The organism is Chlamydiota bacterium (assembly GCA_016178055.1).
Lineage (GTDB): Bacteria > Auribacterota > JACPWU01 > JACPWU01 > JACPWU01 > JACOUC01.
Genome location: JACOUC010000017.1, coordinates 39,134 through 53,843, shown reverse-complemented (window position 1 = coordinate 53,843; position 14,710 = coordinate 39,134). Strand labels below are relative to the sequence as shown.

Here is a 14,710-nt window from a genome sequence, read left to right as displayed (position 1 = left end):
AAAAAAGGTTCTTTCATGTATGAGCTAAATGCTTCAGAAATTGGAAAAGAACTCATCGATGCAAAAATTATTTCTCAGGAAGACTTTGAAAAGATTCTTTTCGGAGTTAAAAAGGGCAAGGCTTTTGATCAGCTTGTTTTAGATCAAGAAGGGGTGAGCGAAAGTATTTTTTTTCAAACCGTAGCCAAAATTTTAAAACTTCCCTTTATAGAAGTCACTGATTACCGCATTGATCCTGAAGTTGTTCAGCTTATTTCCGCTCGTACGGCCAAGGAATTCTGTGTTTTCCCTCTCTTCAAAATTCATAAAAATTTGGTCGTTGCCATGGTGGATCCAAGTCACGTGTTGGCTTTGGACCAGATTCGTCAAGAATCTGGTTTTGAGCCGGATCCTGTGATTGGCTCACGATCTGAAATTTTGAAAATGGTCGACCAATATTACGGGGCTCATCATTCCATGGGGACGTTGGTGGAAAATCTTCAGCGAGGGGAAGAGATCAAGGAAGTACCTGTGATTCCTTTGGAAACGCTTACCTTGGGAGAGAATCAGCCCGCGGTTCAGCTCTTAAATCTTTTGATTGAACATGCAGTGAAGGAAGGAGCAAGCGATATCCATATTGAGCCTGAACTGGATCGCTTGCGGGTTCGCATTCGAGTGGATGGTGTTTTGCATGAGGTTCCAGCCCCTCCAAAAAAATATGAAAATATTTTAATTTCCCGTGCCAAAATCATGGCGGATTTAAATATTGCGGAAAGTCGAGTTCCTCAAGATGGTCGTTTTTCAACTCAAGTGGATCGTAAGCGAATTGATGTTCGTGTCTCGACTATGCCAACGGTACATGGCGAAAATATCGTATTAAGAATTCTGGATGCCAAGGCCTTACAAATTCATCTTCAAGAGTTGGGTTTTTCCAGTGGAATTTATCAGCGTTTTGAGTGTTTGATTAAGAAACCCTACGGAATGATCTTAGTGACCGGTCCGACCGGGAGTGGGAAAACGACCACTCTTTATGCAGCTTTAAGGAGTATTAACAGTCTTGAAAAGAATATTGTCACCATTGAAGATCCGGTCGAATACAAGTTAGAAATTGTGAGGCAGATTCAAGTCAATCCCAAGGTTGGTTTAACGTTTGCCTCAGGTTTGAGGTCTATCGTTAGGCAAGATCCAAATATTATTATGGTGGGTGAAATCAGAGATTCAGAAACGGCGGGTATTGCCACTCAGTCAGCGCTGACAGGTCATTTGGTTTTTAGCACACTTCACACCAATGATGCCGCAGGGGCGGCTGTTCGATTGATTGAAATGGGGGTTGAACCCTTTCTAGTTTCTTCTTCTGTGATTGGAATTGTAGCCCAACGCTTGGTTCGTCTTACGTGTGAGAAGTGTAAAAAGACGGAGTCCCTTTCTCAAAAAGTCCTTCAAATGTATCAGCTGGAGGGGAGTTCTCCCATGAAAGGAGCAGGATGCCGGTTTTGTCGTCATACGGGTTTCAAAGGGCGGATGGGGATTTTTGAACTTTTAGAATTGAATGATAATATTCGCCAACTTGTTTCTTCAAAGGTAGCTGCTAGCGAGATCAAAAAGAAAGCCATTGAATCAGGAATGAAAACCATGCTCCAAGATGGGTTAGAAAAGGTTCGGCAGGGCAAGACCAGTTTGGATGAGGTGTTGAGGGTGGCTGAGATTGGGAAGTGACTTATTTTAATGACAGATCAAAATCCCAAATGTTTCCAGTGCCATTGCGTGGAAAAATTTTGATTTTTGGTTTGTCATTTTGCATTTTGATTTTTGGATTTTGATTTTCATCCCCTTGGGTGACCCATAGGGGAATGGCGGAGAATATGCCCAAGTTCATTTATCGCGTATGCACTGATGAAGGGAAAATAATCCGAGGATCTCTCGAGTCAGAATCTCTCGAGCGGGCTTTATCCATTCTTCGACGGCAAGGGTATACTCCTTTAAAAATAAGAGAAGAGGCCCATTGGCAGAAACTGTGGTTAAGCACCCTCCGTGGATTTTTAGGTCGGGTGAGGGCGGAAGAACTCATTTTATTTACCCGTCAGCTTCGTAGTCTCATATTGGCCGGCGTTTCAATTCTTAAGACTCTAGATATTGTTGTGGAACAGGTCAGATCTCCGGTATTGAAGGACGCCCTTTTAAGAATTCGAAGAGAAGTTGAAGGAGGGTTAGATCTTTCGTCTGCCATGATGCACTTCCCTAGAATTTTCTCAGAACTTTATATCAATATTTTAAAGGCAGGGGAAAAAGGGGGTGTTTTACCAGAGGTTTTGGATCGTCTTTCTATTTTTCTTGAGTATGAAGAAAAAACCCGTCGAGAGATTAAATCTTCACTGAGATATCCTGTGATTGTTTTTTGTGCAATGGTAAGCGCAAGTTTTATCTTCACTATTTTTGTCATTCCAAAATTCGCAGCGATTTTTAGTAAATTTCATTTAGACTTACCTCTCCCAACTCAATGGGTTTTTAATACAAGCACCTTTTTAAGAAATCATATCGGTATTTTGGCTTTAGCCATTGTGCTTCTCTTGATGGTGATTCGTCTTTACATGAAAACTGAAAAAGGTCGTGAAAAATGGGACGAGTTTAAACTTCGTCTTCCCATTTTCGGCAGCCTTTTTCAAAAGGTTGTCCTGTTTCGATTTGCGTGGATGTTGAAACTTATGTATCAAAGCGGGCTCCCGATTGTTAAGGCGCTTAAAATTATGGAGACAACTTTATTTAACCATACTTTTGAAAAGGAAATTCATCTTGCATCTGAGCGAGTTGAGGCAGGGGAATCCCTTTCCAGTTATCTTGAAAAGAGCCCTTGGTTTCCTCCCATGGTGGTTCATTTAATTGCCACAGGAGAAAGTTCGGGCACTCTAGATCAAATGTTAGAAGAGATCACACGTCATTATGATGCAGAGCTTGCTTATAGAATTCGAAATTTAACCACCCTCATTGAACCCATGGTTACTTTATTTTTGGCCTGTGGAGTTTTCATTCTGGCGCTCGCCATATTCTTACCCATGATTGACCTTGTGAAGATTGCAAAACAGTAATGAGAAGGCATTGTGACACGGCCCAGAGGTGTACATGGAAAAGGAAAGGGTCCGGGTGTTTAGAAAGAAATTTTTTTGACATGTCAGCAACTGAAATGATAATCTCTAAGGTATATGATAAAAGGGTCCTCAATGATTCAGGATCTTCCAGGTTCGTATTTCTCGTTCAGCCCTAAATTATTCCTTTTTATCGATCACGAAAATAGTCACACGTCTGCGGGTACTGGCGACAGGTAACCTGTAATTCACTAACGGCTAGCAAGCCTGATTCTCAAACATTTTTTTATTGTTGGGGGGAAAAGATGAAAATAAAAGCTTTGTCCTTGATCATCGTAGTTGTCTTTTCTTTATGCGGCCAACCTTATATTTTTTCTGATGAATTATCGGATTTGAAGAAGGAAATGAGCATGATGAAATTAAGGATGGAGGCTTTAGAGGAAAAGTTAAAAGAGAAGTCAACACCCGAAGTGGCCACGTCCTCGGCGGTTTCTACTCAACCTACTTTGGGGGGTGGGTTGAGTGAGCAAATAGAGAAGCCTGAAAAAGAGGGTCACGGGATAGATTCCATGCTTGAGAACCTGCATTGGCGGCCGCAAAAATATCCTTCATTAAGTTTCCAAGGTTTTTCTGATGTGACCTATCGTTTTGAAAAAGCAGCGAACAGTGCAGACGATGAAAATAATCATTTTGCCTTGGGCCAATTAGGTCTTTTTGTGATAGCGGCCATAGACGATCGTATCGATATGTTAGGAGAAACGGTTATTCAGTATGATGACGATAACGAAGCCGAATTGCATCAAGAGCGGCTCTGGGTTCGCTACACGTTTAATGACCACCTAAAATTTAAGCTAGGTCGGGAGCATACACCGATCGGTTACTGGAACACGGCTTACCATCATGGGGGATGGCATTACACCAGTATTGGACGTCCTACCCTGGTTGAATTTGACGATGACTTCGGCCCTCTTCCCACTCACAACGTCGGCTTGGAGACTTCGGGAAAATTTGACATCGATCCTCTCCCGTTTGAGTACTGGTTTACGGTGGCGAACGGAAGGGGCCGCACCCCCACGGAGATCACCAACGTGATTGATCGGAATTCATCTAAGGCATTGAATCTCATGCTCCGTTTTTCTCCGCAAGCAGTGGAAGGTCTTAAAGCAGGATTCAATATTTGGTACGACAAAATCCCCTCCAATCCAGACCCAGATTCCTCCCAGTTGGACGAAGGCATCGTAGCCCGCCCCGGCGAGATGGAGGAGTTAATTTCGGGCGTCCACGTTGTCTATGACATCCACAATTGGGAGCTCATAGGAGAATTTAGCACCATCTTCCACGATGATGAAGACACAGGAAGCGATTTTGATAACTATGGTGCCTATGCAAGCCTTGCCCGTCATTTCGGAAAATTCACGCCTTACTACCGCATTGATTATATGAATTTTGACGAAGATGACACCTTTTTTGCGCCCAACACCATTGATGTGCTTACTCACCACATAGGGATGCGGTGGGATATCGTGACCTTTGCAGCTATAAAGGCGGAGTATAGCTTAAGTGATGGAGACAGTGGATCTATTGTTCATTCGGGAACGGTGAACGTATCATTCTACTTTTAATAAAAAGGGTTTCGATGATGAAAAAGACTATCATTTTTATTTTCATGCTATGGATACCGCTGATCATCCTAGCCCAGGATGATCCTATTGCCATTATTGTTCATCCCTCCAACCCTGTAAATTCCTTGTCGATGGATCGGGCTGTTAAGATTTTCAAAATGGAGGAAAGATTTTGGCCCGATGGTAAGATTATTGTTGTACTGATCCCTGGAGAGGAGGGGGTTGGGCGGGCCCGAGTATTAGATGAAATTTACACAATGTCCGAAGCAGGACTAAACAGGTTTTTGCTTGACAAGGTATTTAGAGGGGAGATTCCCTTTCCTCCTGAGGAGATCAATTCTCCTGGAGTCATGAAAAGATTTGTCTCAGCCGTTCCTAATGCTATTGGAATTGTTCGAGCCTCCGAGGTAGACAACAGCGTTAAAGTCGTGCTCGTTGACGGAAAAAAACCTGGCCAGGAGGGATATCGGTTGCGATGAGACTCAATATTCAATAAAGCTGACCTGATAACTACTTTTTAATTTTTCAAATTAATGATATGAGATCAGCAAAATATAAAAATTAATTAACGTCGCATAATATATATTATGTTAAATTTATATTTTTTAAATAAATGAGTTTTATTTTCTTAACTTATTGTAAATACGTTAGTTATAGAATTTATATTACGAGGTGTTAATAACTTGTTTAGAATGTTAGTGGTAAGTATCGAGATGCCAACGACAGGCGGCTCGCAAGTATCCTGCAGTAATATCTTCAGAAAAAGCGATAAGCTCTTCATCTGCTTTAGTCTCAAGTGCTTTGAGGGTATTTTGAAATTCCCTTTTAGCTTTGCTCACTCGTTTTTGACATTGATAAATATTTCCAAGCTCAAAATGGGCTAAGGCGATAGAAGGATTGACGTAAAGGGCTTTTTGAAATGCTTCAACAGCTAAATCCATTTTCCCAAGTTTTTGATAGACCGCTCCCAATAAATAATATCCTGGACTCGACAAATTGTTTAACTGGACGACCCGTAATAGAATGGGCACGGCCGATTCATATTGACCTTGGTCAGCGAGAATGGAAGCTTTTCCGAGGAGCGCCGATGACTGATGAGGATTTAAGCGCAAAACCTCATCCAATAAATGTTCCGCCTGCGTATAATTCTTTTGCTTCATGGCTGCAAGCCCTTGCTCGAGGAGTGGTGTTGATAGAGGAAGTGACTCTGAAGGAGTTAGAGCATCCTGAAACATCAATAGCTCAAAGGGGGGTAAATCCACAAAAGGTTTCAATATCTCCTCTCCCGGATGGGGTGATTTTCTATAAATGATGCTGTGTGGAAATTCGACAGGAACGAATTGATCTGAAAGGGTCCAAAGGGTCTCAGCCTCTCCCATAAAAAGATAACCGGGTTCGCGAACACAAGTAGCAAACTGATTAAAAAGCCTTCGAATGGTCTCTAAATTAAAATAAATAATGACATTGCGACAAAAAAGGATGTCAACTTCTTGCATGCCGGGAAGTGTAAAAGAATCTTTTATAAGATTGTGATATTCAAAATGAACTTTTTTTTTCACGCATTCTTTAAGAATGTATTTCCTTCCTCGTTGAGTAAAATATTTTTCAAGCCACTCTGGAGGAACCTGTCTTACAGCCCTTTCACTGTAAATGGCTTCTTTGGCCCTCAATAAATGATTCCGGTTTACATCCGTTGCCAAGAGAGAAATGTTCCATGTTTCAGGCTCAGGCAAAGTTTCAAGAAGCGTGATGGCGAGCGAATAGATTTCTTCCCCGGTAGACGAACCGGCGGACCAGAGATTTAATGTTTTAGAACCGTGAGAGCGATCTCTTACAAAAAGAGGTAACACATGCTCTTTTAATACATCAAAATGGGCTGGATTTCTGAAAAAATAAGTTTCACCAATGGTGAGTAAATCAATGAGTGATTTTATTTCAATTTCACCTTCGGGGTGGTTCTTAATAAAATCGTAATATTCCTTTGCAGAATCGATGTGCCGCTTAGCCATACGATCACTTAAACCTGAAAAGAGAAGTTCCTGACGATTCGGATCAAAGAAAAACCCGCATTCTTGAATCAAGAGCGTTTGGAAAGATTCAAAGTCTGCATCAGAAAGTTTTGAGATTTTTGATCGATCTAATAACATTTCTTCTCCTTTTTATTTATAAAGGATTGTCCGGCTTAAGAAGAAGGCGTTTAACAACTTTAAGGACTTGTGAAGGCTCACAATCTTTGGTGAGGTATTCATCAGCTCCTACCTCTTTTCCCAGCTCTTTTTCATTAGGATTTCCTGTCAACATGACAACTTTCATCGATTCTAAGACCTCGCTCTTTTTCAACATTGCACAGACCTTAATCCCATTCATACCCGGGAGCATAATATCTAAAAGGACAAGATTGGGAACTTCTTTTGTCGCTAAATTAAGGGCACTTAATCCGTCGCTTGCGACCAGAACTTCGTATCCATTTTTTTTAAAAAGTTCTTGATAAAAAAGTGAAATGGTTGGGCTATCTTCAACGATGAGAATCTTAGCCATGGATCTCCTCCTTTGCGTGAACCTCTGCAAGCTCGTTTTCTTCTTTCCCTGAAAAAATAGCTGATGCATTTAGGAGTAGGATTAAACGATTTTCTACTTTCGTAATTCCTGAAAAATAGTGATGTGTTGCCATGGCCATTTCAGGGGCTTCTTGAATTGCTGCCTTGGAAATGGACAACACTTCATCCACCGTATCCACAATAAAACCTACGAGTGCTTTTGAGAGCCTAACAACAATGATGCGTGTGTTTGGGTTCGTCTCTTCTCCTCCTAAATTGAAGCGCTTGCGCAAATCTATTACAGCAAAGATGCGCCCACGGACATGGATGACCCCTTCGATGAAGGATGGGGCTTGAGGTAAGGGAGTGATCTCCTGTAGACTCAAGACTTCTCTCACCTGAGAGATAGGAAGGGCGTACGACTCATTTTTCAGGCTAAAGACCACCACCTGTAGTAGAGAATCATTTAAAAATTGACTCATTTGCGGTTTCATAGGTTTCATTTCACATTTTTCCTTGATACCTTACTTCTCTCAAAATAGTTTCTGCGATCCGGTTCAAAGGTAATACTTCATCCACAATACCTAGATCAATGGCTGCCTTCGGCATTCCGAAAATAATGGAGCTCGCCTCATCTTGCGCAAAAATTTTGCCATGGGCTTCCTTGACTCGTTTAAGCCCGTCGGCACCATCTTTCCCCATGCCTGTTAAAATAACTGCGATCGCTTGATCCCCATAAACTTTCGCGACAGACTCAAAAAGGATATTTCCAGAAGGTTTATGGTTAGCATACTCCGTCGTCTCATTTACGAGGTGGATGATACCCCCTATCTCAACCCGCGTATGAAACCCTGTGGGGGCAAAATACACAACCCCTGGTTCAATGTGTTCCCCTTCCCTTGCTACCTTTACCCTCATCTGACAGTCGTCATCCAGCCACGCTGCCAGACCCTCAGCAAAACCTTCCGCGATATGTTGCACGATCACAATTCCACATGGAAAATCTTCTGGAAGTAAACGCAACAGCACTTGTAAGGCTTGAGGACCCCCCGTAGAAGCGGCAATGGCCACAATTTTACCGCCTTCCAAATCTTTTGGCGTTTTATGTTTTTTCGGTATTCCCATCTCTTCCAACTTACCCATAGGATGATGGATCACCTTAACACGGGCCAAGATTTTAATGCGTTCAATAAAATCAGTAGACACTTCAATCCGACTCTTATCCATGACATCCAGAGCACCGTAGGACAAGGCTTTAAAAGCCAAATTCATTCCGTCCTTAAAAACCGAAGAGGATAAAATAAGAATAGGTGTAGGATTAAATGCCATAATTTGCTTTGTCGCTTCGAAACCATCCATGACGGGCATTTTAAGATCCATCGTAATAAGATCCGGCTTTAGTTTAGAAACAAGCTCAACAGCCTCTCTCCCATTAGACGCGATACCTACGACATTTAAAAATGGATCCGAACTGATAAGGGATACGATCATCTTTGATGACAGGGATGAATCATCAACGACAAGAACACGAATGGGTGACATTGATTCATTATTCATAAATAATTCCCTTTCACAAGATGTGCGATGATACGATGTGTGATGTGTAATGTGTAATGTGCGATGTGTAATGTGTAATGTGAAAATTGCTAGATGTTGAGGCTTCCGATGAGCTTGCCTAACATGTTAGCAATATGCACAATTTCTTCTCGCAACTCTTGATGCGTGCTAGGTGATATCTGATGCTCTTGCCACAATAATGTCAACATAGGGATACATTCTCGACTCGAGTTGAGAGAAATCCTATAATATCGTCCTTTCTCTTTCTTAGAAAGCTGACCACTCCCTTCAGCTAAATTATTGAGAATTGAGAGCCCTGCTCTTCGCAGTTGGTCAGCTAGGGAATATTGATATTCTCTTGGCAAAACCCTCATGAGCTGAAAGATTTTTCGTATCAGTTCCAAAGTCTTCTGATATACCTCCAATCTTTCAAAATCAAACTTATAATCTTTTCCCATTTCACCTTCCCCTTCCACATTCCACATCGCACATTACACATCGCACATTACACATCGCACATTACACATTCCACATCGCACGTTACACATTACACATCACACCTTCCACATTCCACATCGCACGTTACACATTCCACATTACACAATTTTCATCCCACCAACTGATCAATCGCTTGTAAAAGATTCGATTGATCAAACGCCCCTTTGACAATATAGGCCTGGGCGCCCACTTCAATTCCTTTGCGCTTCTCCTCTTCTTTTTCTAAGGCCGTCACAAAAACAAAAGGGAGTTCCTTATAATTAGGATTCTGGCGAAGGGTTTTGCAAAACTCAAATCCATCCATCCGAGGCATCTGAACATCACTGACAATAAGATTAAATTTTCCCTGAGACAGTTTTGCCAATCCATCCATACCATCCACCGCAGTCTCAACTTCATATCCTTGTGCTTGTAGAATCCCCCGCTCAAGCTCCCGAGTCGTAAGAGAGTCCTCTACAACTAAAATTCGCTGATGATGTTTTTCAGAAGTAATTTTTTTTTCCTTGGGCTGGGCAGAGGTATTCGCAAGCCTTGCTGAAAGAATAAGCTCGGTCATGTCCAAAATTAAAACAACCTTTCCCGTCCCCAAAAGTGTGGCCCCACTGATATTTTTGAGTTTCCCAATGTGTGTTCCTAAATTTTTAAAAAAAATCTGTTCTTCACCCACCAGACGATCCACCAGAAAACCTATACGTCTCTCCAGTAAATGAGCGATGAGTACAGGCCAACGCTCAGAAATTTCTTTAGGAGATCCTTCTTCTGTGGGCTTACTCGGAAGTTGAAGAACATCGGCAAGTTTTATAACTGGTACGGTTCGATTGCAAAATTGGATGGTCATTTTATTTTCAAGTGTTTCAAGATCTTTAGGATTGACAGATACAATTTCTTCCACAGATAGGAGTGGAAGGCCAAATGTTTGACCTTCAGCCTCTACCAAAAGAATATTCATGATGGCTACCGTAAGCGGAAGTTTAATCGCAATATGTGTTCCCTTGTCACCTTGAGACGTGACGCTGACTTCACCCTTGAGCTCTCCAATCTCTTTACGAACAACGTCTAACCCTACACCCCGTCCTGAAATGTCTGTGATCATCGGACTTGTGCTAAATCCGGGAGCAAAAATAAGGTTCATCACCTCTCGATCATCCATCCCATTCAATTCCTCTGGTTTTATAATATGTTTCTTCAAAGCAACCTCTTTGACCTGCTCGAGATCAACACCCCGTCCGTCATCGCTCACCTCAATCAAAACCCTACTCCCTTGATGTGCTGCCGTTAAATGAATGATTCCCGTTGCCTCTTTACCTTTATTCTTGCGTTCTTCAGGCGATTCAATCCCATGTGAAACTGAATTACGCAGGAGATGAATCAAGCACGGTTTTAACACCTCGAGAACCTTTTTATCAAGTTCCGTGTCTTTTCCATCAATCAGTAATTCTACCTCTTTCTTCTCTTCTCTGGCCACATCACGCACCAACCTTTCCAGACCTTCAAAGATGGTGGCACAGGGCATCATGCGAAGCTCTTTAACTTTGAATTGGAGTTCGTCAATCACAGGATCTAAGTGCACAGTTTCTGTGGATAATTGATCCGCTAACGTTAATATTCCACGCTTCAATTCTTCTAAATCAAAATTACATTGATGCATGGGTTGATCAAAATCACTTTTTTTGACTCTACCCTTCCAAAGTTCACCCTCTCCCAATTTTTCTAATAATTCTGCGAGGCGTTTCTGAGCAATTTTTACCCTTTCAGTCAACTGCCGAAAAGCCGCCATTTTGTAGGAGGATTTAATCTTATTGATCATAAGTTCCCCTACAAGACTTAAAAGGGTATCGACACGACTGACAGGAATGCGGATATATTCCTCGAGTTCTATGGGATCGCTTTTTTCAGAAATGATAGAACTCTTCGATTCCTGGCTCCCCTTGTGTTCGGATATTGCTTGAATTTTTAGTTTTGGACCGGAGGGGCCCTCTTCGGATGACTCTGATTTTTCTGTGATATATTGATTCAGTGCTTGACAAACCTCTGTGACGTCGATCAAACTTGGGTTGTTTTTTCCCATTTCTTGAAGGACTTTTTCTATGATATCTACGGCCTTTAATGCTTGATCGGTCAGGGAAGGAGTCGCTTTTAATTCACCTTGCTTAATTTTTTCCAAAAGATCTTCCAGTTGATGGGCTATGTCATGAATCTCACGCTCTCCCATCATCCGAGCAGAACCCTTCAGCGTATGAGCCGAGCGAAAAATTTCGTCAATGACTTGAACCTCATGGGGATTCTTCTCAAGCCTGATGAATCCCTGATTCAATTTGGCAATATGCTCCTTGGCCTCTGCTTTAAATACAGCCATAAACTGAGATTTGTCTAGTGGCTTCATACTTTACACATACCTCGTTACACGCGTATCACATTCCTCTGTAATTCCCTTTAAATCCTCCAACCATGACTTTTACCTGTCCAGAGAGACGATTCAATTGTTCTACCGCAGCGGCAGTCTGTTTACTCGAAGTAGCAAATTGTTTCACGACCTCATCAATGTTGCGCATCGCTTGGGTAATCTGATCACTCGCTGATTTCTGCTGCTGAGTTGCTAGCGTTATTTCTTTAATCACAGAAACGGTTTGATTAATTTGCTCTAACCCCTTCGCTGCTGTCTTGGTCGAGTCTTCAACCCCCATGATCACTGCATTGGTTTCTCCTTGAATCTCAGTAATAAGATTTCGAATATCTTGGGTTGATTCATTCGAGCGTTCAGCAAGTTTTCGAACCTCGGAGGCCACGATCGCAAAGGCTCGACCCCCTTCTCCAGCTCTTGCTGCTTCAATGGATGCATTGAGCGCAAGGAGATTAGCCTGCCCTGCAAGTTCATCAATGATCTTGGTGATATTACCAATAGACTGAGACTTTTCTCCCAAGCTCATCATTCTTTTTGCCATTGCATCCACTTTTTCATTGATCAACTGCATGCCCTTTAAAGAGGCATCAACCGCATGAGCCAATGTCTGGGCATTTGTCGCAATCCGACTCGCCGTCTGGGCAAGCTCTTCCATCGTGGAGGTAACCTCTGCTATGGTGGATGATTGCTCGGTCGCCCCAGAGGATTGCTCCTGAGCTGTGATTTGTAATTGATTCGTTGAAAAGGCAATTTGAGTCATTGCTTCTCGCATCACAGGAACTGTGGTCAAGAAAAGAACGATTAAAAGAACTGAAGCGAGTAATAATGTGATGCCAATAAAAAGATAAATTTTTTTCTTGAGAGCGTCTCGATGCTGTTTACCCTCATCCATCGCTCTATCATTTGCATTGTTTTCAATGTTGACAACAGTATTAAGATAGGCCTGTGCTTCTTCTTCCAGCTTGCCACGTTCAGCAAGCATTGTGTGAATCTCTTCTGGGTTTACCTTTGCGTCGATGGCAGCTGTGAATGCTTTCTGGGATTCCTTCAACGGCCCGATGAGTCTTTCATAGGCGTTGAGTGCTTGAATCACCTCCGGCAGTCGAGTCCATTCTCCTAAATCTCTTCGATATTCATCGTTGCGGGTCCACCTTTTATTCATTTCTTCGACCAGTTTTGGATCAGAAAAAGAGGCGTATTGCAAAACTATTTTATCCAGTTTTTGCTGTTCGGCACTTAATAAAATTGCTTTATTAAGAACCTTGGAAGACATTTTTTCTTCATTGACATAGTCGTCGAGCACATTCATTTCATGATAAACCATTAATACGATCATGATGAGAAGAAGAACAATCATTCCACCTCCCCACATCAGTTTTTGTCCTAAAGTAATTTTCTTTAAAGGATTCATTTTTTCCCCTCCCGTGATAATAATTTTTCAACTTTAAGGATAGCCATCAAATGCTTTTGCCAATGACAGGTAAATTGAATGAATTCTGTTTGCGCAGGAGTCAATGTCTCAAGGGGCGGCTCAAGACTACTGACAGGAATGTTCATAACCGCAGACACTTCATCAACAAGGAGTCCCGTGCGCTCATCTTGCATTTGAATAACAATGATGCGATTTTTATGGGTTAACGGGACTGCCTGAAGACCCAAGAGACGCTTGGGGTCTGTTATAGAAATAATGTTTCCTCGAAGACTGGTGATTCCGATAATATGAATGGGTGCCGACGGCAAAGAGGTTATTTGCCCTACTCGAACAATTTCTACCACTGCACTAACAGGAACAGCGTACCACTCCTGGCCGAGTTGAAACAAAATAAACTCTTCAGTGGCCTCCTCAACCTTGTTCTCCTCTCCATAGAGGTCCTCATCCGTCAATGGAATCTCAGGCCCTGGACAATTCATTTTCCACCTAGATCGGGATACTAAACCCCTACATACCAACATACAACATTTCTATAAGAAAACAAGGGACGTTCATTGATATATTAATATTGACTTATCTCTCCACCTACTCTAGGCTTACGTCATGCCACGCCAAGCAAGACTCGATTATCCAGGAGCTCTTCACCACGTCATGGGACGCGGTATTGAAAAGAAGTTTATCTTTAACGATGATCTTCTCAAATCGAAGTTCCATGAACGAGTAAGTAATAATTTACGTAGATTTAGCATTCAATGCTATGCCTGGTGCATTATGGGGAATCACTTTCATTTATTGCTTCAGACAGGCCAAACCCCTCTGGCAGAGTTGATGAGTAGTCTTCTGACAGGTTACGCAGTCTATTACAACATTATTCATAAACGATCAGGACATTTATTCCAGAACCGATACAAATCAGTCTTGTGTGACAGAAATGAGTATCTACTCCCTCTAGTCAGATATATCCATCTCAACCCCGTTAAAGCTGGCGTCATCAATCTCCAAGACTTAGAGCAATATCGCTGGACTGGGCATTTAGAAATTTGCAGGAATGAAAAGGGTCTTATTAAGGATAAAGATGAAATTCTGGGGTTTTTTGGTAAAAATAATCGTGAAGGTTTACGGGGATACAAAGAATTTGTGACTTCTGGATTGGACACAAAAGAGGATTATGAAGGCGGAGGGCTCGTTCGCAGTGCTGGAGGATTAAAGGAGGTTCTTAGACGGAAAAAGGATGAGAAGGAAATGTACGATGACCGTATTCTTGGAGGAGGAAACTTTGTTGAGGAGGTTCTCAAGAAGACAGGCACATTGGATCAGCAAGAATGCAAGATCAATAGCATCAAGGAGCTTTTGGGTCATGTAAGCCGCTATTATAACGTCCCCTGCCAAACGATATTAGAAACCAGAGAACACTGTGCTCGTGAGGCGAGGGATATTTTTCTATATATGGGTCGAAAGTATTTAGGCGAGAGCGTAACAAACTTAGGACAGGCGTTACATCTTAACCAGAGCGCGGCAAGTCTGGCGATTAAGAGGGCACGAAAACTGGACTTACTTAATAAAATTGAAAATGATATATTAGAATCAATATATCAATGAACGTC

13 protein-coding genes are annotated in these 14,710 nt (G+C 42.0%); 5 read left to right on the top strand and 8 right to left on the bottom strand.

Features of this window, described 5'->3' with window-relative positions; translation table 11 throughout:
* Positions 1-15: 15 nt before the first annotated feature.
* The 4 genes from HYS07_02405 to HYS07_02390 all read left to right on the top strand — a co-directional run bounded on the left by HYS07_02405 (position 16) and on the right by HYS07_02390 (position 5,160).
* Complete coding sequence (locus HYS07_02405; GenBank protein MBI1870027.1) at positions 16-1,695, top strand: type II/IV secretion system protein; 1,680 nt, start codon at positions 16-18, stop codon at positions 1,693-1,695.
* Between the two features lie 146 nt (positions 1,696-1,841).
* Positions 1,842-3,062 carry a type II secretion system F family protein gene (locus tag HYS07_02400; GenBank protein ID MBI1870026.1) on the top strand — a complete coding sequence of 407 codons (1,221 nt, stop codon included), beginning with the start codon at positions 1,842-1,844 and terminating at the stop codon, positions 3,060-3,062.
* Between the two features lie 302 nt (positions 3,063-3,364).
* Positions 3,365-4,681, top strand: a complete 1,317-nt coding sequence (locus HYS07_02395) for a hypothetical protein (GenBank protein MBI1870025.1) — start codon at positions 3,365-3,367, stop codon at positions 4,679-4,681.
* 14 nt (positions 4,682-4,695) lie between these two features.
* Entirely contained in the window at positions 4,696-5,160 is a 465-nt protein-coding gene (locus HYS07_02390) for a hypothetical protein (GenBank protein MBI1870024.1), read from the top strand.
* A gap of 216 nt (positions 5,161-5,376) precedes the next feature.
* Here the strand turns inward: HYS07_02390 and HYS07_02385 are convergent, their stop codons facing one another.
* From HYS07_02385 to HYS07_02350, 8 genes are all read right to left on the bottom strand, one after another.
* A complete protein-coding gene (locus tag HYS07_02385; protein MBI1870023.1) occupies positions 5,377-6,828 on the bottom strand; it encodes a tetratricopeptide repeat protein in 1,452 nt (483 codons plus the stop codon).
* Positions 6,829-6,844: 16 nt separating this feature from the next.
* Positions 6,845-7,219 carry a response regulator gene (locus HYS07_02380; GenBank protein MBI1870022.1) on the bottom strand — a complete coding sequence of 125 codons (375 nt, stop codon included), beginning with the start codon at positions 7,217-7,219 and terminating at the stop codon, positions 6,845-6,847.
* On the bottom strand, positions 7,212-7,721 hold the full coding sequence (locus tag HYS07_02375) for a chemotaxis protein CheW (GenBank protein MBI1870021.1): 510 nt from the start codon (positions 7,719-7,721) through the stop codon (positions 7,212-7,214). The genes HYS07_02380 and HYS07_02375 overlap by 8 nt, the downstream gene beginning before the upstream one ends.
* Position 7,722: 1 nt before the next feature.
* Positions 7,723-8,775: a chemotaxis response regulator protein-glutamate methylesterase gene (locus HYS07_02370; GenBank protein MBI1870020.1), complete on the bottom strand. Its 1,053-nt coding sequence runs from the start codon at positions 8,773-8,775 to the stop codon at positions 7,723-7,725.
* 89 nt (positions 8,776-8,864) lie between these two features.
* Entirely contained in the window at positions 8,865-9,233 is a 369-nt protein-coding gene (locus HYS07_02365) for a four helix bundle protein (protein ID MBI1870019.1), read from the bottom strand.
* A 149-nt stretch (positions 9,234-9,382) separates the two neighbouring features.
* Positions 9,383-11,656, bottom strand: a complete 2,274-nt coding sequence (locus HYS07_02360) for a hybrid sensor histidine kinase/response regulator (protein MBI1870018.1) — start codon at positions 11,654-11,656, stop codon at positions 9,383-9,385.
* A 28-nt stretch (positions 11,657-11,684) separates the two neighbouring features.
* Positions 11,685-13,085: a methyl-accepting chemotaxis protein gene (locus HYS07_02355; protein MBI1870017.1), complete on the bottom strand. Its 1,401-nt coding sequence runs from the start codon at positions 13,083-13,085 to the stop codon at positions 11,685-11,687.
* Positions 13,082-13,585 (bottom strand): purine-binding chemotaxis protein CheW, encoded by a 504-nt coding sequence (locus HYS07_02350; protein MBI1870016.1) that lies wholly within the window; start codon positions 13,583-13,585, stop codon positions 13,082-13,084. Before HYS07_02350 ends, HYS07_02355 begins: the two co-directional genes overlap by 4 nt.
* 124 nt (positions 13,586-13,709) lie before the next feature.
* Here HYS07_02350 and HYS07_02345 point away from each other — a divergent pair, with 124 nt between their 5' ends.
* Positions 13,710-14,705 carry a transposase gene (locus tag HYS07_02345; protein MBI1870015.1) on the top strand — a complete coding sequence of 332 codons (996 nt, stop codon included), beginning with the start codon at positions 13,710-13,712 and terminating at the stop codon, positions 14,703-14,705.
* Positions 14,706-14,710: the final 5 nt, after the last annotated feature.